This is a genomic window from Geodermatophilus saharensis (assembly GCF_900188205.1).
GTDB classification, from domain to species: domain Bacteria; phylum Actinomycetota; class Actinomycetes; order Mycobacteriales; family Geodermatophilaceae; genus Geodermatophilus; species Geodermatophilus saharensis.
Genome location: NZ_FZOH01000003.1, coordinates 228,616 through 255,132, shown reverse-complemented (window position 1 = coordinate 255,132; position 26,517 = coordinate 228,616). Strand labels below are relative to the sequence as shown.

Sequence of the window (26,517 nt, the reverse complement as noted above, 5' to 3'; positions counted from 1 at the left end):
CAGGTTCCCGACGAGGGAGCGCGCGCCATGGCCGACAAGTCACCTCGGCACACGATGTCGAAGAAGTCCGGCAAGTCCATCAAGGAGAAGCGCCTCGAGCGCAAGGCCAAGACCGACACCCAGCCGCCGATGGAACGGCTGACCCAGGACAAGAAGCGCTGAGCCCGGGCCGCCGGCGGACGGGTCCCGGTCACGCCCCTCCGTCCGGCGGCGAGCCGGCCGTCGCGGCCTCGCGCAGGTCGGTGATCGCCAGGACGCGGCCGGTCGGGTAGACCTCGATCTCGGCGTCCTCCGTCAGCGCCGACACGACGGTCAGCCAGCCGGCGGGCCCGAAGCGGATGACCTGCGCGGGCAGCTCGAGCGGGCGGGAGGGGTCCGCCGGGTCCTGGACCACGACCCGCCCCTGGTAGAGGTGGCGGTCGTTGACGGTGGTGATGTCCATCGGGCCAGCGTCCTCCGGGCCCGGGCGCCGGGACACTCCTCCGCAGGTCCCGGACCGGAGGCCTGTCCTGCAGCGGCCCACCCGGGCATGCTCGGGAGCCGGCCACCGGAGGGAGCGGTCCATGCCCGTCCACCTCGACGACCTGCGCGGGCTCGCGCTCTTCGCCGGCAGCGACGACGACCAGCTGCGCACGCTGCTCGACGCCGGCACCGAGGTCGCGTTCGAGTGCGGCGACGTCCTGTTCGAGGAGGACTCCCCGGCGCACTCCTGGTGGGTGCTCCTCGACGGCTGCATCGACCTGCTCCGCCACCTCGGGCAGGACGAGACGCGGCTGGGGACCATGGACGTCCCGGGACGCTGGGCGGGCGGTTTCCGGGCGTGGGACGAGCACGGCGCCTACCTCGCCACCGGCCGGGCGACGACGGCCGGGCGGGTCCTGCGGGTCCCCGCCGAGGAGCTGCGCCGGCTGTGGGCCGCCCGCTTCCCGCTCGGCCTGCCGCTCATCGAGGGGGTCTCCCGGTCGGCGCGCAACTACGAGTCGATCGCGCGGCAGCGCGAGGCGCTCGCCGCCCTCGGCAAGCTCGCCGCCGGGCTGGCGCACGAGCTGAACAACCCCGCCGCCGCGGCCACCCGGGCCGTCGACGCCCTCGGGGAGGCGCACACCGACGTGGTCGCCGCGGTGCGCCGGCTCACCGCGGCCGCGGTCACCGACGAGCAGTTCACCCGGCTCGACACGCTGCGCCGGGAGCTCGAGGGCCGGCCGGCCCTGGGCCCGATCGACCTCGCCGACCGCGAGGACGAGCTGGCCGACTGGCTGTCGGAGCACGGCGTGGCGCGCGACCGGGTGCTGGCCCCGACCCTCGCCGGCGCCGGCGCCGACGTCGCGTGGGCCGAGCAGCTGGCCGAGGCGCTGGGCCCGGACCGGCTGGAGCCGGGGCTGGACTGGGTGGCGAGCACCCTGACGGCGACCGGGTTGCTGGCGGAGGTCAAGGACTCCACCCGGCGCATCTCCGACCTGGTCGCGGCGGTCAAGTCCTACTCCCAGCTCGACCGCGCCGCCGTGCAGCTGACCGACCTGACCGAGGGCCTGGACAGCACGCTGACGATGCTCGCGCACCGCATCCCCGCCGGGGTGGGCGTCGTGCGGGACTACGGCGCGGACGTGCCCCGCATCGAGGCGCTGGCCGCCGAGCTCAACCAGGTGTGGACCAACCTCCTCACCAACGCCCTGGACGCCGTGGGCGAGTCGGGGACGCTGCGCGTCTCCACGCGCCTGGAGCCGGGCACGGCGGTGGTCGTGGAGGTCGCCGACAGCGGTGCCGGGATGTCGGCGGAGACGCTGGCGCACGCCTTCGACCCCTTCTACACGACCAAGGGCGTCGGCCAGGGCACCGGACTGGGCCTGGACATCTCCCGGCGGATCGTCGAGCGGCACGGCGGGGACATCGGGATCGACCAGCGGCCCGGCGAGACGGTGCTGCGCGTCCGGCTGCCCACCAGCGGCGTCGCCGCGGCCCACCGGCGGGCGGGCGGGACCGGCTGACGGGTGGCCCTCCCCTGGCGGCGCGCGGGCCAGTACGGTCGTCGCTGTGTGATCCGGCTCACAAGGGGGTCCCGTGACGACGACACCACCACGCCCGCGCTCCGCCCGCACGGCGGACCCGGCCCCGGCCACCGTGCCGGTGGAGGGCGGCGAACCGGTCGCGATGCCCTCGACCCGCGGGATGGTCCGCGGCGTCGTCGCCACCCTCGCCCAGCCCCGCCCGCTGGCGCGCGAGGCCGTGCGGCTCGGGCGCGACGGCGTCCGCATCCTGCGGGGCACCGACGAGATCGCGCCCTCCCCGAAGGACGCCCGCTTCGCCGACCCCGCCTGGTCCCAGCACCCCGGGTACCGCCGGCTCGCGCAGTCCTACCTGGCCGCCTCGGCGTCGCTGCGCCGCCTGGTCGACGACTTCGAGGCCGGCGGCGCCGACTGGCGCGAGGTCGAGCAGGTGCGCTTCGTCCTCAACGCCCTCACCAGCGCGATGGCACCCACCAACACGCTGGCCGGCAACCCCGCCGCGCTCAAGCGGGCGTTCGACACCGGCGGGCGCAGCCTGGTGCGCGGCGCCCGGAACGTGCTGCACGACCTGGTGCGCAACGGCGGGCTGCCCTCGCAGGTCGACCGCAGCGCGTTCACGGTGGGCGAGGACCTCGGCGTCACGCCCGGCGCCGTCGTCCACCGCGACGAGGTCGTCGAGCTGATCCAGTACACGCCGTCCACCCCGCGGGTGCGGCAGCGACCGCTGGTGATCGTCCCGCCGCCGATCGGGCGGTTCTACTTCCTCGACCTGCGGCCCGGCCGCAGCCTGGTCGAGTACGCCGTCAGCCGGGGCCTGCAGGTCTTCATGATCAGCTGGCGCAACCCGACGAGGCAGCAGGCCGCGTGGGGCCTGGACGAGTACGCGCAGGGCGTGGTCAGCGCCGTCGACGTCGCCCGGGAGGTCACCGGCTCCCCCGACGTCACCACCCTGGGGCTGTGCGCCGGCGGGCAGATCATGACGACGGCGCTCAACCACCTCGCGGCCACCGGCGACGACCGGGTGCGCGCCGCCGGCTACGCGGTGACCCTGCTGGACTTCGCCAGCCGCGCGCCGCTCGGCGCGTTCTCCGGCCGGCGGCTCGTCGACGTCGCCCGGCGCAACTCCCGGCGGCAGGGCGTCATCACCGCCCGCCAGATGGGGTCGGTGTTCACCTGGATGCGCCCCGACGACCTGGTCTTCAACTACCTCGTGCGGCAGTGGCTCATGGGCGAGGACCCGCCGGCGTTCGACATCCTGGCGTGGAACGCCGACGGCACGAACCTGCCCGCGCGGCTGCACGAGCAGTTCCTCGAGATCTTCTCCGACAACGCGCTGGTCAAGCCCGGCGCGCTGCGGGTGCTCGGCACGCCGGTGCACCTGAGCCGGATCACGATCCCGACGTTCGTCACCGGCGCGCTCACCGACCACCTCACCCCGTGGGACGGCTGCTACCGGACCACGCAGCTGCTCTCGGGGCCGAGCACCTTCGTGCTCAGCAACAGCGGGCACATCCAGAGCCTGGTCAACCCGCCCGGCAACCCCAAGGCGCGGTACTGGACCGGCGGCGAGCCCGGGCCGGACCCGCAGGCCTGGCGCGCGAGCGCCGAGGAGCACACCGGGAGCTGGTGGGAGCCGTGGTCGGAGTGGGCGATCGGGCACTCCGGCGACGAGGTGCCGGCGCCCGCCGCGGCCGGGAGCGCCGCCCACCCACCGCTGGAGCCGGCGCCGGGCTCCTACGTCCGCGACCGGGTCCCGGCCGGGCGGTAGGCCCCGGCGCGAGGAGGGGGCTCCACGGGCGGGGTCGTCCGGCCGGCCGACCCCGCCACTACGGTGACGTCGTGATCGGCAGGGACGACGTCGAGGCCGCTCGGCGCCGCATCGCCGCGCACGTGCGCCGCACGCCGGTCACCGTGCTGGCGGCCGGCGACCTCCTCTCCGGCACGGCGGTGGCCCTCAAGCTCGAGCAGCTGCAGCACACCGGGTCGTTCAAGGCCCGCGGCGCGCTCAACCGGCTGCTGGCGGCGGCCGAGCGCGGCGAGTTGGGCCCGGCCGGCGTGGTCGCCGCCTCCGGGGGCAACGCCGGGCTGGCGGTGGCCCACGCCGCGGCCCGCGAGGGGGTGGCCGCCCGGGTCTACGTCCCCACCACGGCGCCCGCGGTCAAGGTCGCCCGGCTGCGCGAGCTCGGCGCCGACGTCGTGCAGGTCGGCGACCGGTACGCCCTCGCCCACGAGGCCGCCGTGGCCCACGCGGAGGCGTCCGGCGCGCTGCTCTGCCACGCCTACGACCAGCCGGAGATCTGCGCCGGCCAGGGCACGCTCGCCCTGGAGCTGCACGAACAGCTCGGCGGCGACGTGGACACCGTGCTCGTGGCGGTCGGCGGTGGCGGGCTCATGGCCGGGGTCGCCGCCGCCCTGGAGGGTCGCGCCCGCGTCGTCGGCGTCGAGCCGAGGACCGCCCCGACCTTCGCCGCGGCCGTCGCGGCCGGCGAGCCGGTCGACGTGCCGGTGTCGGGCATCGCCGCGGACTCCCTCGGTGCGACGCGCGTCGGCGCCATCGCCTGGGCGGTCGCGCGTCGCACCGGTGTCCGCTCGGTGCTGGTCGACGACGCCGACGTCGTCGCGGCCCGGCGCCTCCTGTGGGAGCGGTACCGGCTGGTGGTCGAGCACGGCGCCGCCTGCGTGGTGGCGGCCCTCCTGTCCGGCGCCCACGTCCCCGACAGCGGCGAGCGCGTCGCCGTCGTCCTGTGCGGCGCCAACACCGCGTTGGAGGACCTCGCACCCGAGGGACCGGGCGGCCGCTGACCCCGTCCCGGTCGTCCGCGGCCGTCCCGGTGCGGTCCCGATGACGCGGCGGTGACGCCTCCGGCCGAGCATGGCGGGTGGCGCAGGCGGAGGTGACCCGGACATGGACGTCAAGGTCGGCACGTTCAACGTGCTCAACCTCGCCCGGGAGGGCGAGCGCTTCTACCCCGACGAGAAGCCCTACACGGCCGGCGAGTACGCCCGGAAGGCGGCGTGGACCGCCGGGCAGCTGACCCGGATGAAGGCGCACCTCGTGGGCTTCCAGGAGGTCTTCCACGAGGAGGCCCTGCGGGACGTCTGCGACCGGTCGGGTCAGTTCCCCGGCGGCACGGTCGTGGCCCCGGGCGCCGACGGCGTCAGCGGTCCACGGCTCGGCCTGGCCACCCGGTTGCCCGTCGACGAGCCGGTCACCGCCATCACGGACTTCCCGCCCGGGCTGGACGCAAAGGTGGAGGGGCTCGCGCTGCCGGTCGGGACGTTCAGTCGCCCGGTGCTGCGCGCGCGCGTGGTCCTCGATCCCGCCGCGGGCACCACCACGACGGTGTTCGTCGCACACCTGAAGTCCAAGCGGCCGATCCGCGACCCCGCGGCACCCGAGCACGACCCGCGCGAGGAGGCGCTGGGCAAAGCCCGGGCGCTGATCCGCCGCGCCGCCGAGGCGGCGGCGCTGCGCTTCCTCGTGCTCCAGGAGGTCGTCGACAACGCCCGGCCGGTGATCGTGCTCGGTGACCTCAACGACGCCGCCCGGGCGGTCACCACGGACATCGTCATGGGCGACTCACCGTCGAGGTTCTGGCCGAGGGACCCCGAGGACCGCAGGGCCTACTGGGATCGGCTGCTGTACTCGGCCCACGAGCTCACCGCCCGCCGCAGCGGCCGCGACGTGAGCTACACCCACATCTTCAACGGGCACTACGAGAACCTCGACCACGTCCTCGTGAGCCAGGAGTTCTACGAGCGCAACCCGCAGCGCATCGGCGAGGTCATGGACCTGCGGTACCTCAACGACCACCTGGTCGACAGCCAGGTCAGCAACGAGCGCCGGGACCGCACGGTCTCCGACCACGCCCAGCTGGTCGCCGAGATCCGCCTGTCGTGACGCAGCACCGGCGGCCCGCGGCCCGCGCTGGTCGGACGCCGGGCGTCGACGCGGACCGGAGGGGTGCGGTCAGGACGGTGTCGTGTCGTCCCCAGCCGAACCTGCACACCCTCCGTCCGCGTCGGAGCGCCCTTCGGCCGCTTCGGCCGGAGCGCTGATCGGCTAGACCAGTGCGGGCTCCGCGGCGGACTCGACGGGCGACCGGGACACCTCCACCTGCAGAGGTTCGACGTCCGACCGCACCGCCTTCACCTCCCAGTAGAACGCCTGGCTGGGGTTGGCGGAGTCGACGCCGCGCACGGTGAACGAGCCGTTCCGGACCTGCGAGGCGGCCAGCGCGGAGATGGGCTGGTCGTCGTGACACAGCGGTGTCAGCTGCACCGTCCGCCCGTGCTCCGCCGTCAACGACTCGAAGTAGTCCGGGAGCGTGACCGTGGTCGTCCCCCTCTCCAGGCGGCCCTGCCCCCGGTACAGGACGGCGTGCTCGGGGCCCTCGATCGAGCCGTGGACCAGTCGCAGGTGGGCGGGGTCGAGCGGGTGGGGGATGCTGAAGCTCTTGGCCGTCGCAGTCAGCCTCCCCTGCACCCTCATGTCACCGTTCTGGCTGATCGTGACCAGGTCCGTGAAGTTGTTCGGGTCGCCGGCGACGTTGTTCCGCCGGAAGAAGAAGAACCCGTTCGCGGCGTTGAAGCAGATGTCGCGGTGGGAGATCAGGTGGTGGGCGAACCCCTGCTGGTTGACCAGGCCCATCTGCAGTCGCGACCCCGGCAGCGCACCTGTCTCGTTGATGTCGATCACCCCGATGGGCGATCCGGTCCCGAAGTACAGGTTGGCCATGACCCTCTCCTCTCGGTGTCGATCCTCGTGCGGATGCGGGCACCCGCAGGGGACTCCGGATCCTGCGAGCTGCTGCGACTGCCTCCGCTTGCCCGCCCGGCTCCCTCGAGGCGGCCCGCGCTCCGGGCTGTCCGGTGCACCGGCCGGCGTCGGCGGCCGGCCGGGGACACGCCGGCGGTCGCCGTCACAGCAGCGGACAGAGACTGACAGCAGGGGCGTGACGAGACCGTCACCACCGCGTCACGCAGGCAGGCCCCGCCCGCCGGGCACGTCCGCCAGGAGGGCTCCCGCACCTGGCCGGGACCCTGGGAGGGCCGTCAGCCGAAGGCCTCCTGCATGCCCTCCGAGGCCGAGCGGGTCTCGTCGGACGGCGGGGGCGCGGGGGCGTCGGCGCCGTGCTCGTGCGGCACCGCCGGCGTCGACACCGCGACCACGGCCGGGTCGACCCGCAGCACCACGTACCCGGCCACGGCACCGGCGCCGAAGCCGGGCGCGAACACCCGCACCGGCTCGGTGATGACCCCGTCGCGGACCGCGTCGTGGATGGCCAGCGGGATGCTCGCCGACGAGGTGTTGCCGACCTGGTCGATGTCGAAGTACAGCTGGTCGGCCGACAGCCCGGCCCGCTCGGCCAGCTGCACCACCATGGTCTTGTTCGCCTGGTGCGGCACGATCAGGTCGATGGCGTCCATCATCGAGCCCTCCCGCCCCTCCGGCGCCGGCAGCTGCTCGAGCTCCTCGATCATCTGCGTGAGGTAGCGGCCGGCCAGCGCCTTCACCTGCGGCCCGAACACGGTGATGTTGTTGTCGAACTCGGGGTTGGGCCACAGGATCGAGTTGACCTCGCTCGCCGGGCCGCTGGCGTAGGTCTTGAGCAGGTCGACGTCGCCGTCGTCGCCCTCGGGTGCCGGGCCGACCACCATCGCCGCCGCGCCGTCCCCGAAGATCATCCGGGAGGTGCGGACGTTGCCGATCTTGTCGGAGAACTTCTCGGCGCAGACCACCAGCACCGGCCGCTCGACCTCCTGCAGCAACCGGGTGGCGTCGGCGACGCCGTAGGGCATGCCGGCGCAGGCGGCGATGACGTCGTAGGCGGCGTACACCTGGTGCATCCCGAGCTGGCCGCACAGGTAGGTGGCCAGCGACGGGATCAGCCGGGAGCTGGTGCAGGTGCACACCAGCACCGCGCCGATCTCCTCCGGCTCCCGGCCGGCCCGCGCCAGCGCCCCCTCGGCGGCCTGCAGCGCCAGCTCCTCCAGCGGCAGCGAGCTGTACCGCCGTTCCCGGATGCCGGTCTTGGCCGCGATCTCCTCGGCGCTCATCGGCGACCAGTTGTAGGCGGTGTTGCGGATCAGGTCCTCGTTGCTGCACACCTGGTCGCCGTGCACGGCCACCAGCGCCTCCAGCCGCGGCCGGGCGGCGAAGCGCGCCCGCACGTCGACCGCCGGGAACGGCCGGACCGGCGGGCGGGACTCACGCGGCGCCGGCGCGTGCCGCGGCGGGACACCGGCGCGCAGCCGGCGCAGGAAGCCGCGCACCTCGCGGTCGCGCGGGTGGAAGACCACCACCCAGTCGTCGTCGCGCAGCCGGCTCGCCTCGGTGAGCTCCACCTGCGAGCGGTCCCACGGGTACTGGTTGTGCAGCACCATCGCCCAGCGGTGCAGCGCCTCCAGCTCGGGCACGTCCTCGCTGCAGTCGACGATGTCGTCGTAGCTGTACACCGGGTGGTCGGGGTCGTAGGACGCCAGCCGGAAGGTCAGCGCGCCGGACTGCTCGAGGAACTCCGCGACCGTGGGCTTGACCGCCGGCAGCGTGGTGGCCTGGTGCCGGCGGTGGCCGTAGACGTCGAAGAGGATGCCGAACACGCGGTCCTCCACCTCGGCATCCCACCGCGCCGGCAGCTCGGGGTAGGCCTGCTCGACGGCGGCGATCTTCGTCTCGCCGTCCTCCCACGGCCGCAGCACCGGCAGGAAGACGTCGTCGCGGGTGCGGGGGACGTCGGCCCAGCGGGTGGGCCGCTTGTCGTACATGGTGATCGAGAAGCGGTTGGCCCAGAACAGGTTGAGCGCGACGTCGCGCATGAGGTCGTAGCGGGTGGCGTAGGCGCCGGTGCGCACCTTGCCGAGGATCTCGGTCCCGCTGGGGGCCTTGGTCTCGAAGTCCCGCCGGATGACGCTGTCGAGCTGCTCGAGCGTCTCCACGGTGGAGAGGTCCAGCTCGGGCATGACGTTCGAGGGGAACACCACGCGGCCGTGCCGGTTCAGGACGAAGGTGTTCACGGGGGTCCTCCCTGTCGACGGTCAGCTGCGGACAGCCCGCTCCATCCCCCGCTCGACGGCGGTGATGAGGCGGGGCCGCAGCTCGGCGGCGGGCACGATGTCGTGCACCGAGCCCACCCGGCGGGCGCGCTCGATGTCGTGGACGGCCTCGAACTCGGCGGCGACCTCGCCGAGCTTCTCCGACCGCACGGCGCTGCGGACGCCGGCCAGCTGCGCCCGCAGGTGCGCCTGCTCGACGGCGTCGGCCGAGCCGAGGGCGGCCTCGATCTCCCGCACCCGCGGGTCGGCGGCGGTGCGCCGGTCGACCTCGCGGGAGAAGACGACGGCCGCGGCCGGGGCGCCGCCGATCACCGAGGCGTAGGAGCCCTCGACGGCGAGCACCTGCATCTGCTCGTTGAGGGCGCCGGAGAACACGACGAACGCGCCGCCGTGGTAGCGGGAGACGACGCAGAACACGATCGGCCCGTCGAAGTTGGTGATCGCCCGGCCGATCTCCGCGCCGTACTCCAGCTGCAGGTTGCGCAGCGACTCCGGTGACCCGTCGAAGCCCGACAGGTTCGCCAGCACGACCAGCGGCCGGTTCCCGCTGGCGGCGTTGATCGCGCGAGCGGTCTTGGCCGACGAGCGGGGGAACAGCGTGCCCGCCGTCCACTGGTCGGGCCCGTCGGCCGGGCGGCTGCCGCGCCGCGGGATCGGCCGGGACTCCACCCCGACCAGGCAGACCGGGTGGCCGCCGAGGTGGGCGTCGAGGACGACGGCGGTGTCGGCGTCGGCCATGCCGGCCCACCGCTCCAGCACCGGGTGGTCCTGGTCGCTGACCGCCCGCATCACGGTGCGGATGTCGAAGGCCTTCTTGCGCTCGGGGTTGGCCTCGGCGGAGAACACGTCGCCGACGGTGGTGAAGTCGCTGGCCGGGTGCGTGTGCGGGAAGGAGCGCACGTCGCGGTCGCGCGGGTCGGAGGTGCCGGCCGGCCGCGGCCACCGCTCCCCCGGCGCCCGGTAGGTGTGGTCGTAGTGGCGGGCCAGCACGTCGAGGGCTCCGGTGAGGTCGGGCGCCCAGTACTGCGCCTGGCCGTTGGGCCCCATGACCCGGTCGTAGCCGCCGATGCCGAAGTTGTCCTCCGCGGAGACCCCGCCGGAGTAGTCCAGGGAGTGCTTGCCGGTCAGCACCATCGCGCTGTCCGGCGTCATGACCAGGATGCCCCGGGTGTGCATGAGCATCGTCGCCTCGGCGTTCCAGTACGGCTGGGCGCCGACGTTGATGCCCGTGACGACGACGTTGACCTCCCCGCCGGCCTGCGTGAACGTGATGATCCGGCGCAGCGCCCGCGACACCCAGTCCATGTTCTCGGTGCCGCTGTCCATCGAGATGCGCGCACCCGACGACAGCGCGAACCACTCGACCGGGATGCCGCGCTCCTCGGCCAGGTCGAGGGCGGCGACGATGCGGGAGCACTCGGGCTCGGCGACGGTGCCCAGCGCCTTCGTCGGGTCACCGAAGAGAGCCACCCGGGTCACGCCCTCCGGGTAGCGCTTCGTCGGGGTGCTCACCAGCCCGACGACGACGCCGGCCCGGTTCTGCCCCGGCGGCCGGTCCACCGGGGCCAGCCGGCCGTCCTCGCCGAGGTCGAGCTCGGTGAACGACCCGCCCGGCCCGGCGAGGATCGGGGCCAGCTCGTACGGGTAGGGGGCGCCGCGGGCCCGGGCGCTGAGCACCTTCTCGGTGTAGTCGTCCAGCGGCCGCAGCGGGGTGGTGGGCCGGTCGGTGACCGCCATGCGCACCCCGACGCCGGGGCGGTTGGCGAAGCGCAGCGCCACGTCGCGCGGCGGCCGGCCCTCCTCCTCCTGCAGCCGGGCGAGGAGCACGATCTGGTCCAGGCCCGCGCCGAGGGTCAGCGGCGCGGCGGTGCGGGCGAACTCGGCGACCTCCGCCAGCGGCACCTCGATCGAGGGCCAGGTGTAGAGGTGGATCCGGTTGTGCTCCAGCGGCCGCCGGGAGCGCCGCAGCGACTGCGACCGCCGCAGCCCGTCGAGGCAGGACAGCAGCTGGCGCTCGATGGTGGGGAACCCGACGACGTCGCCGCGATCGTCGCGCACCGGCGTCAGGTCGCGGACCTCGGCCAGCGCGATGAACCGCTCGTCGTTGGGGTGGTCCTTCGCCGTGACGTGCAGCAGCACGGTGTCCTCCGGCGAGGGCACCCGCTCGACGTCGAAGGCCTCCAGCCGCCACAGGTCCAGCCGCTGGGCGGTGAGCGGGTGCAGGCCGCGCAGCAGCCGCGCCTCGGCCGGCCGGCCGTCGTCGTCCGGGCGGAAGGTGAGCGTCTCGACGTCGCCGTCGGGGGTGGACGCGGTGACGGTGACGCGGCGCGCGGCGCGCAGCCCGGGGACGCCGTCGACCAGGCCGCGGGCGGTGTCCGACAGCGCGTCGGGGTCGGCCGGGCGGTCGGGCCAGTCGACGTAGAGGTCGACGACGGTCCGCCCCGGGTCGGCGAGGCGGTCGACCGCGCCGGCCACCGCCGCCAGCGCCTGCGGCAGCCGCTCGGCGCGGGTCATGAGCGCCAGCAGGTGCAGCCGCTCCCCGCCGAGGGCGTACTCGGCGGTGACGCAGGTGTCGCCGTCGAGCAGGCTCGACCGCACGTCCTCGAGGTTGCGGCTGCGGTAGTAGCGGCGGGTGAGGACCTCCAGCACCGGGTCGGGGACGCTGGTGGTGCGTCCCAGCCGCTGGGCCAGCAGCCGGACCAGCGGCTCGGGGCTGGCGACCAGCGCCTCCATCCGCCGGATGCTCTCGGCGGTGTCGCCGCGGGCGCCGGCCTCGTCGAGCTCCTCCAGCAGCCGGGCGGCGCGGTCGAGGACCTCCTGCCGGGCGGCGCGGACGACCGGCTCCTCGAAGTGCCGGAAGCGCACGGCGCGGGCCAGGTTCCCGACCGAGGGGTGGCGCAGCTGGGTGGCCACCACCAGCCGGTCGAGCACCTCCCCCACCTCCGCGCGGGAGGGCCCGTCGGGCAGCCGGTCGGCGGTGAGCCAGCGGTCCAGCAGCGCCGAGACGGCGGGCAGCTGCTCGGCGGTGCGCTGCTGGGCGAGGAACACCCGGTGCACCGCCTCCTCCAGCGCCGGGCCGGGCTCGAGGTCGGGCACGCCCCGGTCGAAGCCGTAGTGGGCCAGCGCCCGCCGCAGCCGGGCGCGGAAGGTCTCCGGCAGCCCCTCCCGCTCGGCGTCGAGGGAGTGCAGGAAGGCGTGGAAGTGCTCCCGCGGGCTGTGGACCTGGGTGTCGGCCTCCTCCTCCGCGCTGGCCGGCCGGTTGCGGGAGAGCTCGGCGAGGTCGGCGAAGGTGACCAGCACGTCGAGCTCGGCCGACAGCAGCCGCGCGTCGTCGGCGGGCAGCTCGTCGCGGGCGGCGGCGTACTCGGCGACCAGCCGCCGGGCGTGGCCGGCACCGACGTCGAAGCCGGTGACCAGCGCCCGCAGCTCGGCGAGCAGCCCCAGCGCGCGGGCGCGGGGGTCGCCGTCGGGCTCGTCGTCGCCGCCGGGCAGCGCCACCCGCTCGCCGGTGGCCTCCTCGACCTCGCCGCCGGCCCGGTCGAGCAGCAGCAGCGGCGCGCCGGCGTCGACCTGGCTGTTGACCACCGCCCGCACCTCGCGGACCCGGCCGGCGAACGGTGCGCGCACCGCCGTCTCCATCTTCATGCTCTCCAGCACCGCGACCGGGGCGCCGGCCTCCACCTCGTCGCCGGGGGCGACGCGGACGGCGACGACCACCGCCGGGGCCGGCGCGCGGATCACGCCGCCGACGTCGCGGCCGATCCGGTGGGTGACGCCGTCGACCTCCACCAGCGACGACCCGGGCGCCTCGACGGCGACCACCGCGTAGCGCCGCCCGGCGGCGGCCAGCCGGGTCTCCAGCGGGCCGAGCCGGTCGACCTCGACGTCGACGACGCGCCCGTCGAGCCCGACCCGGTAGCGGTCGTGCCCGACGGTGGCGACGGTCAGCCGGTACACCTGCCCGCGGACGCCGAGCTCGACGGTGCGCCCCACCTCGTGCGGCGCCCGCGGCCGGCCGCCGCGCGCCGAGGCCAGGAACGCCTCCCGCTCGCGCGCCTCCTCGGCGGCGGCGATGTCGACGGCGACCTGCACCAGCGCCACCCACGCGTCCCCGGCGCCGCGCTCGCCGCCGACGATCTCGGCCAGGCCCGAGCGGTCGAGCCAGCCGGTGTCGGCGGTGCCCTCGACCACCTCGGGGCGGTCGAGCAGGTCGAGCAGGAAGGACTTCGTCGTCGCCCCGCCGCGCAGGACCACGGTGGTCTCCCGCAGGGCGCAGCGCAGCCGGGCGAGGGCCTCGGGGCGGTCGCGGCCCCAGGCGATGACCTTGGCGATCATCGAGTCGTACTGCGGCGGGACGACGTCACCGACGCCGAGCCCGGTGTCGACGCGGACGCCCGGCCCGGTCGGCAGCCGCAGCAGCTCCACCCGGCCGGGCGCCGGCGCGAAGCCCTGCTCGGCGTCCTCGGCGGTGAGCCGGGCCTCGACGGCGTGCCCGGTGGCCGGCGGCGGGTCGCCCTCGAGCCGGCCGCCGGCGGCGACGTGCAGCTGCAGCTTGACCAGGTCCAGGCCGGTGGTCGCCTCGGTGACCGGGTGCTCGACCTGCAGCCGGGTGTTGACCTCCAGGAAGGTCGTGAGCCGCTCCTGCGGCTGGTACAGGAACTCGACGGTGCCCGCGCCGACGTAGCCGGCCGCCCGCACCAGCGCGATCGCGGACTCCCGCAGGGCGGCGTCCTGCTCGGGCGACAGCGCCGGGGAGGCCGACTCCTCGATGACCTTCTGGTTGCGCCGCTGCACCGAGCAGTCGCGCACGCCGGGCGCCCAGACCGTGCCGTGGGTGTCGGCGATCACCTGGACCTCGACGTGCCGGCCGCCCTCGACCAGCCGCTCCATGAAGACGACGGGGTCACCGAAGCTCTTCGCCGCCTCCGACCGGGTGCGCTCGAGGGCCTCGGTGAGCTCACCGGGTGTGCGGACGACGCGGATGCCCCGCCCCCCGCCGCCGCTGCGCGACTTGACGATCAGCGGGTAGCCGATGGCCTCGGCGTGCCGCCGGGCGTCGTCGGCCCCCTCCACCGGGCCGGCGCTCCACGGCGCGACGGGCACGCCGACCCGCTCGGCGAGCACCTTGGCCTCGATCTTGGCGCCCAGCAGCCGCATCGCCTCCGGCGGCGGCCCGACGAACGTGACACCGAGGTCGGCGCACAGCTCGGCGAAGGCGGGGTCCTCGGCGACGAAGCCCCAGCCGACCCAGGCCGCGTCGGCGCCGCTGACCCGCAGCGCCCGGCCGAGCTCGGCGTGGTCGAGGTAGGGGTTGACGCCGCCGGTGTCGGCCAGCACGACCGCCTCGTCGGCGGCCCGCACGAACGTCGCGCGGCGCTCGGCCTCGGTGTGCAGCGCGACCACCCGGGTCCGCGTGCCGTGCTCGGCGTCGAGCTCGCGCACCGCGCGGATCAGCCGCAGCGCGGGTTCACCACGGTTGACCACGGCGATCCGTTCGAACACGCGGGTACCTCTCCCTGGTCGATGGGTCGAACGGAGCCCCGGGGGCCGGTACCGCGGCTACATGTCCAGCCCGCCGTTGACCCCCCACACCTGCCCGGTGATGTAGCCGGAGGCGTCGGCGGCCAGGAAGTGCACGACGCGGGCGACCTCCTCCGGCTCCCCGAGCCGGCCGAGCGGGATCTTGCCCTTGAGCCCGTCGAGCACCTTCTCCGGCACGCTCTCGAGCATCTCCGTGGCGGTGTAGCCGGGCGTGACGGCGTTGACGGTGATGCCCAGCCCGTCGGTCTTGCCCGAGCGCTGCACCTGCATCGCGGCCTCGCGGGCCAGCGTCTTGGTCAGCCCCAGCAGGCCGGCCTTGGCCGAGGCGTAGTTGGACTGGCCGATGCCGCCGGTCTCCCCGATGACCGAGGAGATCATCACGATCCGGCCGCTGCCGCGCTCGAGCATGTGCTTGAGCGCCGCCTGCGACAGGTAGAAGGCGCCGGAGAGGTTGACGTCGATGACCCGGCGCCAGTCGTCGTCGGTCATCTTCAGCACCGTGCGGTCGGCGGTGATGCCGGCGTTGTTGACCAGGATGTCGAGCCGGCCGTGCCGCTCGATGACCTCGGCGACGGTGCGCCGGCAGTCGTCGGGGCTGGCGATGTCCCCGCGGTGGACGCTCATCCGGCTGTCGGGGTAGGCGCCGGAGAAGTCCTGCGCGAACATCTCCGCCCGCTCGGTGTTGCCGCTGTAGCCGGCCGCCACGTCGGCGCCCTGCGCGGCCAGGCTGCGGCAGATGGCCGCGCCGATGCCGCGGGTGCCGCCGGTGACGAAGGCCACCCGGCCGGAGAGCTTGTCACCGGCCCTGCTGGTACGGGTCTGGGTCGCTGTCACCGGCTCCTCCTGGGGCTCGGGCGCGTGCGCCGCTTCCTGCACCGGAGACAGGGGGACGACGTGGCTGACGACGCCACCTGCTCCGGCATCGGGTGCGGGCAGCATCCTGCGCGGCGGGCGGCAGGGCAAGCGCACGCAGGAGCGCGGGGCGCGGCCGGCGCACGGGCCGGTCGGCGGGAGCGGGCCTGGCGGACCCGTCGGGTGACCCCGTGGATCACGCAGCGTCACGCCATGCGGGGTCACCCGGACGGGTGAGCCGTCGCTCGGCCGCCGATGACGGTGCGGGGCTTGTGGTGCGTATCCGCAGGCCAGCACCCTGAGCGCCGCCCAGCACCGGCTGACCAGGCGACCACAGGAGACCGCGTGGCCGACGCCCGAACGACCCGCGGGGGCCTCGGCGCCCTGCTCGCCGTCATGTGTGCCGCCCTCGCCCTGGTCATCGGCGCCGGCTCGTCGCTGGCGCTGGCGCTGCCCGAGCTCGCCCGGGACACCGGCGCCACCCAGACGGAGCTGACCTGGGCGGTCAACGTCTACGCGCTGACCTTCGCCGCCCTGCTGCTGCCGCTGGGCATCGCCGCCGACCGCTACGGCCGGCGCGGCGCGCTGCTGCTCGGGCTGACCGTGTTCGCCGGCTGCAGCGCGGCCTCGGGTCTGGTCAGCGACCCGGCGGCGCTGATCGCGCTGCGCGGGCTGGCCGGCGCCGGCGCGGCCGCGGTCATGCCGGCCACCCTGTCGGTGCTGGTCGACGCCTACCCGCCGCAGCGCCGGGCCTCGGCCATCGGGGTGTGGGCGGCGGTCTCCGGGGCCGGCGCGCTGCTGGGCCTGCTGCTCGCCGGCGTCCTGCTGGAGTTCGCCTGGTGGGGCAGCGTGCAGCTGGCGTTCGGCCTGCTGTCGGCCCTGGTCGCCGTGCTGTGCCTGGTGGTGGTCCCGCCGTCGCGCAACCCGGACCTCCCGCTGGACCCGCTCGGCGGCCTGCTCGCGCTGCTCGGTCTCGGCGCGCTGGTGTGGGGGATCATCGAGGGCCCCGAGCGCGGCTGGACCGACGCGGTCACGCTGGCCGTGCTCGCGGCGGGCGCGGTGTGCCTGGTGACGTTCGCCGTCCACGAGCTGCGCACGGCCACCCCGATGCTCGACGTGCGGCTGTTCCGCGACCGCGGGCTGTCGGCCGGCAGCACCGCCGTCTTCCTGCAGTTCTTCGCCGCCTTCGGGCTGTTCTTCCTCGCGCCCCAGTGGCTGCAGTACGTGCACGGGCTCACCCCGCTGCAGGCCGCGCTGTGGCTGGCGCCGATGGCGCTGGGGATCGGCCCCACCGCGCAGCTGGCACCGGTCCTGCTGCGGCGGCTCGGCGCCCGTACGGTGGCGGCCTGGGGGCTCGGGCAGATGGCCGTCGGTCTCGCGCTGCTGGCCGCCCAGGCCGACGGCGCGTCCCCGCTGTGGCACTTCGCCGGAGCGCTGTTCGTCTTCGGCATCGGGTTCGGGCTGGCCCTGACCCCCGGCACCGCGCTGATCATCGACGGCCTGCCCGCCGACCGGCGCACGCTCGCGGCCGCGGTCAACGACGTGACCCGGGAGGTCGGCGGGGCGCTCGGCGGCGCGGTGGCGGCCAGCGTGCTGCTGGCCGGGTACCGGGCCGACCTGCAGCCGGTGGTCGCCGGGCTCCCCGACGGCGCCGCCGCCCGGGCGGAGTCCGGGGTCGCCCAGGCGCTGGCGGTGGCCGGGCGGGAGGGACCCGGCGCCGCCGCGGTGGCCGACGGCGCCCGCGACGCGTTCGGCGCCGGCTACGCCTCCGCGCTGCTGCTGGGCGCCGCGGTGCTGCTCGCCGGCGCGCTGCTGTGCGGGCTGCTCGCGCCGCGGTCGCTGACCGGCCGGCACCGCCGCCCGGAGCCGGTCCCGCTCGTGGCGCCGGCCCGGCACCCGGTGGTCAGCGTCGCGGCCCCGTCGGCCGTGGTCCGCAGCCGGCGTCTGCCCCGCGCCGTGGAGGCCGCGGTCGCCGCCGCCGTGGTGCTCGCCGTCGTCGGCGGCGTTGCCTACGCCACCGAGGCGCTGTCCTCCCCCGACCCGGCGCCGCCGCCGTCCGCGGTGCCGAGCGCCGACCGGGGCGCGGTCGTCCCGCCCGGGCCGGCGCGCGGCGCCTCGGTGATCCAGGCCGCACCGCCGGTGGCCGCCGCGCCGGCGCCGGCCACGCAGGCCCCGCCACCACCGGTCGAGGAGACGCCGACGCCCGCGCCGGTGACGACCGCGGCGCCGGACCCGGTCACGACGACCGCACCGCCTCCCACGACGCCACCAACGACGACGCCACCTCCCACGACGGAGCCACCCACGACGGAGCCGCCGGCACCGACGACGACCCCCGTGCCGACTCCGCCCCCGCCCGCCGAGACGACCACCCCGCCGGCGGAGACCACACCCCCCACCGAGACCACGCCGCCGACGGAGACCACACCGCCACCGACCACCCCGCCACCGACCACCACGCCGCCGACGGAGACCACCCCTCCGACCGAGACGACCCCGCCGGTGGAGACCACCACCCCGCCCGCCGCGACGACCACCCCGCCGGCGGAGACCACCCCGCCCACCGAGACGACGCCGCCGGCCGACCCCCCGCCGGCGGAGACCACCGCGCCCACCGAGACGGCCCCGCCGCCCGGTCCCTGAACCCGGCAGCCCTGCTGTGCTACCGGGCCGTTCCACCCCTGTCGCCGGCCGGTGCCGGGGTCGATCCTGGCGTCATGGTCCAGCTGGTCGCCGTCCTCACCGGGGTCGTCCTCACGGCCGCCGTCCTGCCGCGGCGGGACGAGCCCCCGGGAGCGGGCAGGCTGCGCCGGGCGGTGGTCCGGCACTGGCGCGCGCACGTGCACCTGTGGGACACGGTCCTGGCCCGGGACGCGTGGGGGCCCTCCGACGGCGGCGCCCGGCCGCTGCACTGGGTGGGGTCGGCGCTGGAGGGCTCGGTGCTGCCCGGTCCGCCGCGCTGAGCCCCGGCCGGGCGTGCCGGGTCACCCTTCCGCGATCGCCCCCGGCCCGTCGGCGGGGTCGGCCGGTGCGGCGCCGGCCCGACCCGAACGGGCGTCCAGCCACGCCTGCCACTCCGACCGGTTGCCGGCACCGGGCCGGGCGGCCGCCAGCAGCAGGACCATGACGGCGAGGGCGGCGAGCAGGAGCAGCCCGGCCCCGACCCCCTCCCACCCGGACAGCAGCGGGACGGTCAGGTCGCCCGGGGCCGGCGTGCTGGGAACGTTCTCCATGGGGTCAGCGTGCTCGCCCGCACGGGCTCCGCGCCCCGCGACCCCGGCGGTGTCACCCGCCGGGACGACGTCCGGCGGGAGGTGACGCAGCGGCGGCATCCCGGCGCCGCCGTCGCCCCTTCGGGCGGGCTTCCGACGCCCCCGGGTGACCACCGCCGGATCCCATCCGCCGGCCGGCCCGGGCGGCCGTAGCGTGCCCAGCCCGGACCCGACCGCGGAGAGGCAGCTGGCATGGGCATCGAGCTCCGCACCGACTCGCAGACCGCCACCACCGACCTCCCAGACCCGCGGCGCCCCAACGTCGCCGGTGACCTGCCCACCGTCCTCGCGGCCGGCCCGATGTTCGACCGCGCGCTGGCCGGCTACGACCGCTTCCAGGTCGACACCTACGTCCGGTGGGCGGAGGACGAGCTGGCCACCGCGGAGCGCGAGCGCGAGCACCTGCTGGCGCGGCACCTGGAGACCGCGACCGCGCTCGCGGAGGCCCGGGAGCTGCTGGCCCACTCCTCCGGCGGCGCGGAGCTCGTCCGGGTGTCCGGGCGGATCGCGGCGCTGCTGGCCGCGGCCGCCGACCAGGCCGACGGCATCCGCGCCGAGGCCCGGGCCGACCGGTGCGCCGCCGCGGCCGAGGCCGAGCAGGTGCTGGCCTGCGCCCGCGGGGTGCGCGCCGACGCCGCGGCCGAGGCCGAGCGGGTGCTGGCCGTGGCGGCCGCCCGCGCCGAGCGGACCGCCGCCGAGGCGGGCCGGGTCCTCGAGGCGGCCGAGCGGGCGCGCCGGGACACCGACGCGGCGATCGCGGCGCGGCTGGCCGAGGCGCGGGCGGTCGAGGACGCCGCCGCGGAGCACGCCGCGGCGGTCGCCCGGCGGGCCGCCGACGACGCGGCCGCCGCCCGGCTGCAGGCGCGCCAGGAGATCGTCCGGATGCTGGACACCGGGCGGGAGCAGCGGCAGCGTGCCGACGCCGAGGCGGCCGCGGCCCGGCAGGGCCTCGACCGGGCCGCCGCGGCACGTCGCACCGCCCTGCTCGCCGAGGTGGCGGAGCTCGAGCGGCGGCGGGACGCGCTGCGGACGGAGGCCGCCGCGCCGGCCGGGCCGCTCCCGGCCCCGCCGGCCCGCCGCCGCGGGGGGCACGCGCGCCGGCTGCTGCACCGGTTCCGGCCGGGGTCCCTGCGGGCGCGCTGAGCACTGCGCCCGCCTCACCCCCGTGCCGGTCCGGCGAGCTCCACGACGGCGGCCACCAGCGCCTCCCCGTCGAGCAGCACGGCGTCGTTGTGGTCCGCGCCGGGCACCTCCACCAGCCGGTGCAGCCGGGCGGCGGCCGCGGCCACCCGCCGGCTCTGCTCCGGCGGCACGATCGCGTCGGCGTCGCCGAGCACGACCGTCGTCGGCACCCGCACGCGGGCGACCTGCTCGGCGACCGGGTACCGGTCGCGCAGCAGCAGCCGGACCGGCAGGAACGGGTAGTGGTGCCCGCCCACGGCGGCGAGGTCGACGAACGGCGAGCGCAGCAGCAGCCCCGCGGGCGGGTGCTCGGTCGCCAGCGCGGTGACGACCCCACAGCCCAGGCTCTCGCCGTAGTAGACGAGCCGCTCCTGCGCGACGCCCGCGTCCCCGACCAGCCAGTCGCGCGCGGCCCGCACGTCGAGGGCCAGCCCCTCCTCGCTCGGGCTGCCCGGGTTGCCGCCGTAGCCGCGGTAGTCGAACAGCAGCACCCCGAGCCCGGCGTCGGCCAGCGCCCGCGCCAGCGGCGCCCGCAGCGCCCGGTGTCCGCCGTTGCCGCCGGCCACCAGGACGGCCGGCGCCCCGCGGTCCGGGCCCGGGACGAACCACGCGCCGAGCGAGAGGCCGTCGGCGGTCCTCAGCCGGACGTCGCGGGCGCCGGGGACGGCGTCGGCGGCGGCCGGCAGCGGACCGTCGTCCGGGAGGTAGACCAGGCGCCGCTGGAACACCCACAGCAGGCCGACCAGCACCGCGCACACGACGAGGACCACCAGCAGCGCCCGGATCACGCCGCGCACGGGCCGGTCAGCCGGACAGGGTGCGGCTGCGCTGCTCGACCCCCAGCTCGCCGTAGGGGTAGTCCGGCGCGGCCGGGTCGCTGACCGCGTCCAGGCGCGCGGTCTCCTCGGCCGACAGCACCAGGTCCGCCGAGCCCAGGTTGTCGCGCAGCTGCCCGGTGGTGCGCGCCCCGAGGATCACCGAGGTGACGGCCGGCCGGGCGCGCAGCCAGGCCAGCGCCACCTGGGGCATCGACACCCCGCGCGCCTCGGCGACGTCCTGCACCGCCTCCAGGACGTCCCACGTGCGCTCCCGCCCGCCGACGCGGTCGTAGGCCTCCATGCCGCGGTCGGGGTCCTCGCCGAGGCGGGTGGTGCCCTGCGGCCGCTGGTCGCGGGTGTACTTGCCCGACAGCCAGCCACCGGCGAGCGGACCCCACGGCAGCAGGCCCAGCCCGTTGAACAGGCACGCCGGCACGATCTCGGCCTCGACGCCGCGCACCAGCAGGCTGTAGTTGGGCTGCAGCGTGACCGGGACGGCCAGGCGGTCGCGCTCGGCGACGTCGACGGCGCGCTGCAGCTGCCAGCCGGTGAAGTTCGACAGGCCGGGGTAGCCGACCTTGCCGGCGGACACCGCGTCGTCGAGGAAGCGCAGCGACTCCTCCAGCGGGGTCAGCGGGTCCCACGCGTGCAGCTGGTAGAGGTCGACGTGCTCGACGCCGAGCCGGCGCAGCGAGTCGTCCAGCGCCCGCCGCAGGTGCCGGCGGGAGCTGCCCAGCGCGTTGGGCTCGGTGCCCATCGGGAAGCGGCCCTTGGTCGCCAGGACGACGCGGTCGCGCACGTCGGCCGGGCGGGCCGCCAGCCAGCGACCGACGATCTCCTCCGACAGGCCGGCGGAGTAGACGTCGGCGGTGTCGACCAGCGTGCCGCCCGCCTCGACGAAGACGTCGAGCTGCTCGTGCGCGCCGGGCTCGTCGGTCTCGGCGCCGAAGGTCATCGTGCCCAGGCACAGGGCCGAGACGGCACAGCCGCTGCGGCCGAGGGTGCGCAGTTCCATGCGCACAGCAGGCCACACCGGGCGCGCTCCCGCTCGTCGACGCGGGGACGGCCGGGCCCGCGGTCCGGCGGCGCCCCTACGGGTCCACCCCCAGCCCGCCGCACGCAGTCGGGGGGGCCACCCGATGGTCGCCGCAGTGCCCGGTCGGGAGGCTCGACCTGCCCGGCCGGGACGCGGTCACCTCCCGCCGGAGCCCCGCCGTCCGTGGCCGAGACGAGGCGTCATGAGCACTCTCGAGCAGGTCCGCACCCCCGCACCACCCGCGCGCCGGACCCCGCCGCCGTCCCGGCTGCGCGCGTGGCTGGGCTCCCGGGTGGGCTCCCGGCTGGCCCGCCGGGTGCGGCGCCGCGGACCGGACCCCGCCGTCCTGCGCGCCCTCCCGCGGTCGGCCACCCTGCCGCTGCGGCGCAACGGCCTCGACCCGGTGCCGGAGTTCACCGAGCTGGCGGCGCGCGGGCCGGTGCACCGCCTCGAGCTGCCCTTCGACCTGGCGGTGCACCTCGTCACCGGCGCCGCGGAGGCCCGCGCGGTGCTCGCCGACCACGCCGGGTTCAGCACCGACGTGCGCCACCTGTTCGGCGGCGACGGCCCGGTCACCGCCGACGACGTCGGCGGCCTGGGCATGACCGACCCCCCGGACCACACCCGGCTGCGGGCGCTGGTGGCACCCGAGTTCACCCGCGCCCGCGTGCAGCGGCTGGCGCCGGCCGTCGAGCGGACGGTGCACCGGCAGCTCGACGCCCTGGCCGCGGCCGGGTCGCCGGCCGACCTCGCGCGGCACGTCTCCGCGCCGGTGCCCCTGCAGACGATCTGCGACCTGCTCGGGCTCGACGGGGCCGACGCAGGGCTCGTCCGGCGGCTGGGCGCCCGCCGCTTCGACGCCACGCGGGGCACCGCCGGGGCCCTCGGCGCGGTCTCCGCGCAGCGCCGGTCGCTGGCCGAGGCGGTGGCCGCCCAGCGCCGCGAGCCCGGCGACGGCCTCATCGGGCGGATCGTGCGCGCCCACGGGGACACCGTGTCCGACGCCGACCTCGTCGGCCTCGCCGACGGCGTCGTCACCGGCGGGTTCGAGACGACGGCCGCGATGATCTCGCTGGGCACGCTGGTGCTGCTGCGCGACCCCGCGACCGCGGCGCTGGTGCGCGAGGGCTCCCCGCGCGACGTCGAGCGGGTGGTGGAGGAGCTGCTGCGCCACCTGTCGGTGGTGCAGGTGGCCTTCCCCCGCTTCGCCCGGCGGGCCGTGGACGTCGGCGGGCACCTGGCCTTCGGGCACGGCATCCACCGGTGCGTCGGCGCCGAGCTGGCCCGGCTGGAGCTGGCCGTCGTGCTGCCGGCGCTGCTGCGGCGCTTCCCCGACCTGGCCCTCGCCGTCCCGCCCGAGGGGCTGTCGTTCCGCCGTCTGTCGTTCGTCCACGGCGTCGACGCGCTGCCGGTGCTCACCGGCCGGCGGGCGCGCCCGGTGACGACCCGCCGTGCCGACACCCCCGTCTCCTCGCCGTATCGCAACTCGCCCGGTTAGGTTCATGACCTGCGTCACAGTCCCCAGGGAGGTCAGGCCATGACCACGACCGGAACGGCGACCCTCGAGGCCCCGGCCCCCACGACGGAGGACGTCGAGCACGTCGACGTCCTCATCGTGGGGGCCGGGGTGTCGGGCATCGGGGCCGCGCACCACCTGCGGGAGCGGTTCCCCGACCGGACGTTCGTGCTCCTCGACGCGCAGGAGGCCCGGGGCGGGACCTGGTGGACCCACCGCTACCCGGGCGTGCGCTCCGACAGCGACCTGTTCACCTACGGCTACCGGCACAAGCCGTGGCGCGGCCCGTCGATCGCCGCGGGCGAGGAGATCCTGGCCTACCTCGACGAGGTCATCGCCGAGGACGACCTCGCCCCGCGCATCCGCTACCGGCACCGGGTCACCGCCGCCTCCTGGTCCAGCGAGGACGCCCGGTGGACGGTGGAGGTCACCCGCGAGGACACCGGCGAGCGGCTGCGGATGACCACCGACTGGCTGTGGATGTGCCAGGGCTACTACAACCACGCCGAGCCCTACCGGCCGCGGTGGGAGGGCATGGACCGCTACCAGGGCGTCGTCGTCCACCCGCAGTCCTGGCCCGAGGACCTCGACCTCACCGGCAAGCGGGTGGTCGTCATCGGCTCGGGGTCGACCGCCGCCACGCTGATCCCGGCGATCGCCAAGGACGCGGCGCACGTGACGATGCTGCAGCGCTCCCCCTCCTACTTCCTCGCGCCGCCGCTGACCCACGAGCTCGCCGTGACGCTGCGCGCACTCGACGTCCCCGAGGACTGGACGCACGAGATCCTCCGCCGCGCCTACGCCGCCCAGTTCAACGAGCTGGCGCGTCTGTCGCACGAGGCACCCGACGACCTGCACGCCTTCCTCATCGAGTCCATGCGGCCCCTGCTGCCCGAGGGGTTCGACGTCGAGAAGCACTTCACGCCGCGCTACCGGCCGTGGCAGCAGCGCATCGCGATCGTCCCGGAGGGCGACCTGTTCGCGGCGATCCGGGAGGGGAAGGCGTCGATCGTCACCGACACCATCGACACGTTCACCGAGAAGGGCATCCGGGTCGGCTCCGGCGACGAGCTCGAGGCCGACGTCGTCGTCACCGCCACCGGCTTCAACCTCTCCGCGTTCGGCGACGTCTCCTTCACCGTCGACGGGGAGCCGGTGGCCTTCCCGGAGCGGGTCACCTGGCGCGGCCTGATGATCAGCGGCGTGCCGAACATGGCCTACGTGTTCGGCTACTTCCGGCACAGCTGGACGCTGCGCGTGGACCTCGTCTGCGACCTCGTCGACCGGCTCTTCGCGCGCATGCAGGAGAAGGGCGCCCGGACGGTCGTACCGGAGCTGCGCCCGGAGGACGCCGGGATGCAGCTCAAGCCCTGGTCGGACCCGGAGAACTTCAACGCCGGCTACGTCCTGCGCTCCCAGCACCTGCTGTTCAAGCAGGGCGACCGCGAGCCGTGGACCCACATGCTCGAGCACGCGCAGGAGGCCGAGCTGCTGCCGAAGGCCGACCTCGACGACGGCTCCCTCGTGTACCGCTGACCACCTCCCCCCGACGACGTCAGGAGTCCCCCCGTGCCGGTCGACCCGCACATCGCCGCCCTGCTCACCGTGCTCGAGGAGTCGGGTGCGCCGCCGCTGAGCGAGGGCACGCCCGAGGCCGGGCGCGCCTATTACCTCGCCCTCACCCGGGACGTGCGCACGCCCGAGCAGGTCGTCCCGGTGGGCAGCACCGAGGACCGCACCGTGCCCGGCGCGGAGGGCGACCTGCGGGCGCGGGTGTACCGCCCCGACGCCTCCGGGCCGTTGCCCACCGTCGTCTTCTTCCACGGTGGCGGCTGGGTGATCGGCGACCTCGACACCCACGACAACATGGTCCGCAACGTCTGCCGGCACGCGGAGGCCGTCGTGGTCGCCGTCGACTACCGGCTGGCGCCCGAGCACCCCTTCCCCGCCGCCGCCGAGGACGCGGTCGCGGCGGCCCGCTGGGTGGCTCAGCACCTCGACGAGTTCGGCGGGGACCCCCGCCTCGCGGTGGCCGGCGACAGCGCCGGCGGCAACCTCGCGGCCGTCGTCGCCCAGACCCTGCGCGACGACGGCACGCCGCTGGTCGGGCAGCTGCTGATCTACCCCGCCGTCGACGCCGAGGGCGAGTACCCCTCCCGCCAGGAGAACGCCAAGGGCTACTTCCTCGAGCAGGACACGATGGACTGGTTCTACGGCCATTACGCCGGGGCGTGGGAGGACGCCCGGGACGCGCGCCTGTCGCCGCTGCACCACGGCGACCTGTCCGGCCTGCCGCCGGCGGTCGTCGTCACCGCGGAGTACGACCCGCTGCGCGACGAGGGCGAGGCCTACGGCAAGGCGCTCGAGGCCGCGGGCGGGACGGCGCACGTGCTGCGCTACGACGGCATGATCCACGGCTTCTTCGACATGGGCGGGGCCTCGCCGGCCGCACAGGCGGCGATCGAGGAGAGCTGCGCCCGGTTCCGGGAGGTCATCCACCGCTGAGGACCGGTCGCCACGGCCCCGCCCGTGCAGGTGTGCGGTGCGGGCGGGCCAGGCGCCGTCCGGGCCGAGCGCGCAGTCGCTGCCGCCCGGCACGGCGTGTCGGCGCGTGTCGTCGACCGCAACCGATCACTCGGGGCGCGCCGGACCGCCCCCGCGGCGTCACGCGGCCGGCGTCACACCCAGTACGTGTCGTGGCGGAGCATGAACTCCGCCCGCTCCTCCGGCGTCATGCGCTCCCCGCGGGCCAGCGTCTGGAAGTACTCCTCGCGCGGGCCGCCCGGGGCGAACATGAGCAGCATCGTGGCGCGGTCCCCGCCGCGGAAGCCGTGCACGCCCCCCTCGGGGACGTAGAGGAAGTCGCCGGGGCCGGCGGTGCCCCACGACCGGCCGTCGTAGACCTCGACCGTGCCCGACAGCACGTAGAACTGCTCGGAGATCGACCGGTGGAAGTGCGGCCCGGGGCCGGAGGGCTCCTGGCCGAAGGTCCACCGGTAGAGGCCGAAGCGGCCCGCGGTCTGGTCGCCGGTGGCGAGGAACTCGCAGGTGACGCCGGCGGCCGAGACGGTGTCCGGCGGGCGGTCGGCGGGGCGCAGCCAGGCACTGGCCTCCCCGGTGGTGCCGCGGTAGAGGTCGGGCGGGTAGTGCCGGTGCAGGGACACGGGGGTGCCCTCCTTCGTCCGTCGCCGGCGCTCATCCTGGCAGCGGCCGGGCCGGCGCACCCGGTCGCCGGACGGCG

General features: G+C 76.0%; 20 protein-coding genes. 11 read left to right on the top strand and 9 right to left on the bottom strand.

The genetic code is table 11. From position 1 onward, the window contains the following. The first annotated feature begins 27 nt into the window (after positions 1-27). Positions 28-162: a hypothetical protein gene (locus CHC04_RS25255; protein WP_281252213.1), complete on the top strand. Its 135-nt coding sequence runs from the start codon at positions 28-30 to the stop codon at positions 160-162. A gap of 28 nt (positions 163-190) precedes the next feature. Here the strand turns inward: CHC04_RS25255 and CHC04_RS09200 are convergent, their stop codons facing one another. Further along, complete coding sequence (locus CHC04_RS09200; protein WP_089403622.1) at positions 191-442, bottom strand: hypothetical protein; 252 nt, start codon at positions 440-442, stop codon at positions 191-193. Positions 443-563: 121 nt separating this feature from the next. Here CHC04_RS09200 and CHC04_RS09195 point away from each other — a divergent pair, with 121 nt between their 5' ends. The 4 genes from CHC04_RS09195 (at position 564) to CHC04_RS09180 (ending at position 5,904) form a co-directional block, all read left to right on the top strand. Then, entirely contained in the window at positions 564-1,985 is a 1,422-nt protein-coding gene (locus CHC04_RS09195; protein WP_089403621.1) for a sensor histidine kinase, read from the top strand. Positions 1,986-2,058: 73 nt separating this feature from the next. Further along, positions 2,059-3,771 (top strand): PHA/PHB synthase family protein, encoded by a 1,713-nt coding sequence (locus tag CHC04_RS09190; protein ID WP_089403620.1) that lies wholly within the window; start codon positions 2,059-2,061, stop codon positions 3,769-3,771. A 71-nt stretch (positions 3,772-3,842) separates the two neighbouring features. Beyond that, positions 3,843-4,805, top strand: coding sequence for a threonine/serine dehydratase (locus CHC04_RS09185; protein ID WP_089403619.1), 963 nt, complete (start codon positions 3,843-3,845; stop codon positions 4,803-4,805). Positions 4,806-4,908: 103 nt separating this feature from the next. Next, positions 4,909-5,904: an endonuclease/exonuclease/phosphatase family protein gene (locus CHC04_RS09180; protein ID WP_089403618.1), complete on the top strand. Its 996-nt coding sequence runs from the start codon at positions 4,909-4,911 to the stop codon at positions 5,902-5,904. Between the two features lie 162 nt (positions 5,905-6,066). On the opposite strand, the gene CHC04_RS09175 is transcribed toward CHC04_RS09180, so the two are convergent. The 4 genes from CHC04_RS09175 to CHC04_RS09160 all read right to left on the bottom strand — a co-directional run bounded on the left by CHC04_RS09175 (position 6,067) and on the right by CHC04_RS09160 (position 15,434). Further along, positions 6,067-6,741, bottom strand: coding sequence for a hypothetical protein (locus tag CHC04_RS09175; protein WP_089403617.1), 675 nt, complete (start codon positions 6,739-6,741; stop codon positions 6,067-6,069). A 317-nt stretch (positions 6,742-7,058) separates the two neighbouring features. Then, on the bottom strand, positions 7,059-9,020 hold the full coding sequence (locus CHC04_RS09170) for a 3-oxoacyl-ACP synthase III family protein (RefSeq protein WP_176449914.1): 1,962 nt from the start codon (positions 9,018-9,020) through the stop codon (positions 7,059-7,061). Between the two features lie 21 nt (positions 9,021-9,041). After that, entirely contained in the window at positions 9,042-14,561 is a 5,520-nt protein-coding gene (locus CHC04_RS09165; RefSeq protein ID WP_089403616.1) for an ATP-binding protein, read from the bottom strand. 57 nt (positions 14,562-14,618) lie between these two features. Beyond that, positions 14,619-15,434 carry a 3-oxoacyl-ACP reductase family protein gene (locus tag CHC04_RS09160; RefSeq protein WP_089403615.1) on the bottom strand — a complete coding sequence of 272 codons (816 nt, stop codon included), beginning with the start codon at positions 15,432-15,434 and terminating at the stop codon, positions 14,619-14,621. 363 nt (positions 15,435-15,797) lie between these two features. On the opposite strand from CHC04_RS09160, the gene CHC04_RS09155 reads away from it, so the two are divergent. Together CHC04_RS09155 and CHC04_RS09150 are read left to right on the top strand one after the other, a co-directional pair. Next, entirely contained in the window at positions 15,798-18,095 is a 2,298-nt protein-coding gene (locus tag CHC04_RS09155) for an MFS transporter (protein ID WP_176449913.1), read from the top strand. Between the two features lie 74 nt (positions 18,096-18,169). Next, positions 18,170-18,415, top strand: a complete 246-nt coding sequence (locus tag CHC04_RS09150) for a hypothetical protein (RefSeq protein ID WP_089403613.1) — start codon at positions 18,170-18,172, stop codon at positions 18,413-18,415. A 21-nt stretch (positions 18,416-18,436) separates the two neighbouring features. Here CHC04_RS09150 and CHC04_RS09145 read toward each other — a convergent pair whose 3' ends face one another. Then, positions 18,437-18,685, bottom strand: coding sequence for a hypothetical protein (locus tag CHC04_RS09145; protein WP_141233748.1), 249 nt, complete (start codon positions 18,683-18,685; stop codon positions 18,437-18,439). A 231-nt stretch (positions 18,686-18,916) separates the two neighbouring features. Between CHC04_RS09145 and CHC04_RS09140 the strand changes: the two genes are divergently transcribed. Further along, complete coding sequence (locus tag CHC04_RS09140; RefSeq protein WP_089403611.1) at positions 18,917-19,867, top strand: hypothetical protein; 951 nt, start codon at positions 18,917-18,919, stop codon at positions 19,865-19,867. A gap of 14 nt (positions 19,868-19,881) precedes the next feature. Here CHC04_RS09140 and CHC04_RS09135 read toward each other — a convergent pair whose 3' ends face one another. Both CHC04_RS09135 and CHC04_RS09130 read right to left on the bottom strand, forming a co-directional pair. Continuing rightward, entirely contained in the window at positions 19,882-20,703 is an 822-nt protein-coding gene (locus CHC04_RS09135; RefSeq protein WP_245817082.1) for an alpha/beta hydrolase, read from the bottom strand. 7 nt (positions 20,704-20,710) lie between these two features. Further along, the gene (locus CHC04_RS09130; RefSeq protein ID WP_089403610.1) at positions 20,711-21,739 is read right to left on the bottom strand and encodes an aldo/keto reductase; all 1,029 of its coding nucleotides are present in this window, start codon (positions 21,737-21,739) and stop codon (positions 20,711-20,713) included. 223 nt (positions 21,740-21,962) lie between these two features. On the opposite strand from CHC04_RS09130, the gene CHC04_RS09125 reads away from it, so the two are divergent. From CHC04_RS09125 to CHC04_RS09115, 3 genes are read left to right on the top strand one after another with little or no spacing between them, the layout of a single operon-like run. Next, a complete protein-coding gene (locus CHC04_RS09125; RefSeq protein ID WP_089403609.1) occupies positions 21,963-23,258 on the top strand; it encodes a cytochrome P450 in 1,296 nt (431 codons plus the stop codon). Between the two features lie 39 nt (positions 23,259-23,297). Next, the gene (locus CHC04_RS09120) at positions 23,298-24,812 is read left to right on the top strand and encodes a flavin-containing monooxygenase (protein ID WP_089403608.1); all 1,515 of its coding nucleotides are present in this window, start codon (positions 23,298-23,300) and stop codon (positions 24,810-24,812) included. 33 nt (positions 24,813-24,845) lie between these two features. Continuing rightward, on the top strand, positions 24,846-25,781 hold the full coding sequence (locus CHC04_RS09115) for an alpha/beta hydrolase (protein WP_089403607.1): 936 nt from the start codon (positions 24,846-24,848) through the stop codon (positions 25,779-25,781). A gap of 173 nt (positions 25,782-25,954) precedes the next feature. On the opposite strand, the gene CHC04_RS25250 is transcribed toward CHC04_RS09115, so the two are convergent. After that, on the bottom strand, positions 25,955-26,440 hold the full coding sequence (locus CHC04_RS25250; RefSeq protein WP_217897269.1) for a cupin domain-containing protein: 486 nt from the start codon (positions 26,438-26,440) through the stop codon (positions 25,955-25,957). Positions 26,441-26,517 lie beyond the last annotated feature (77 nt).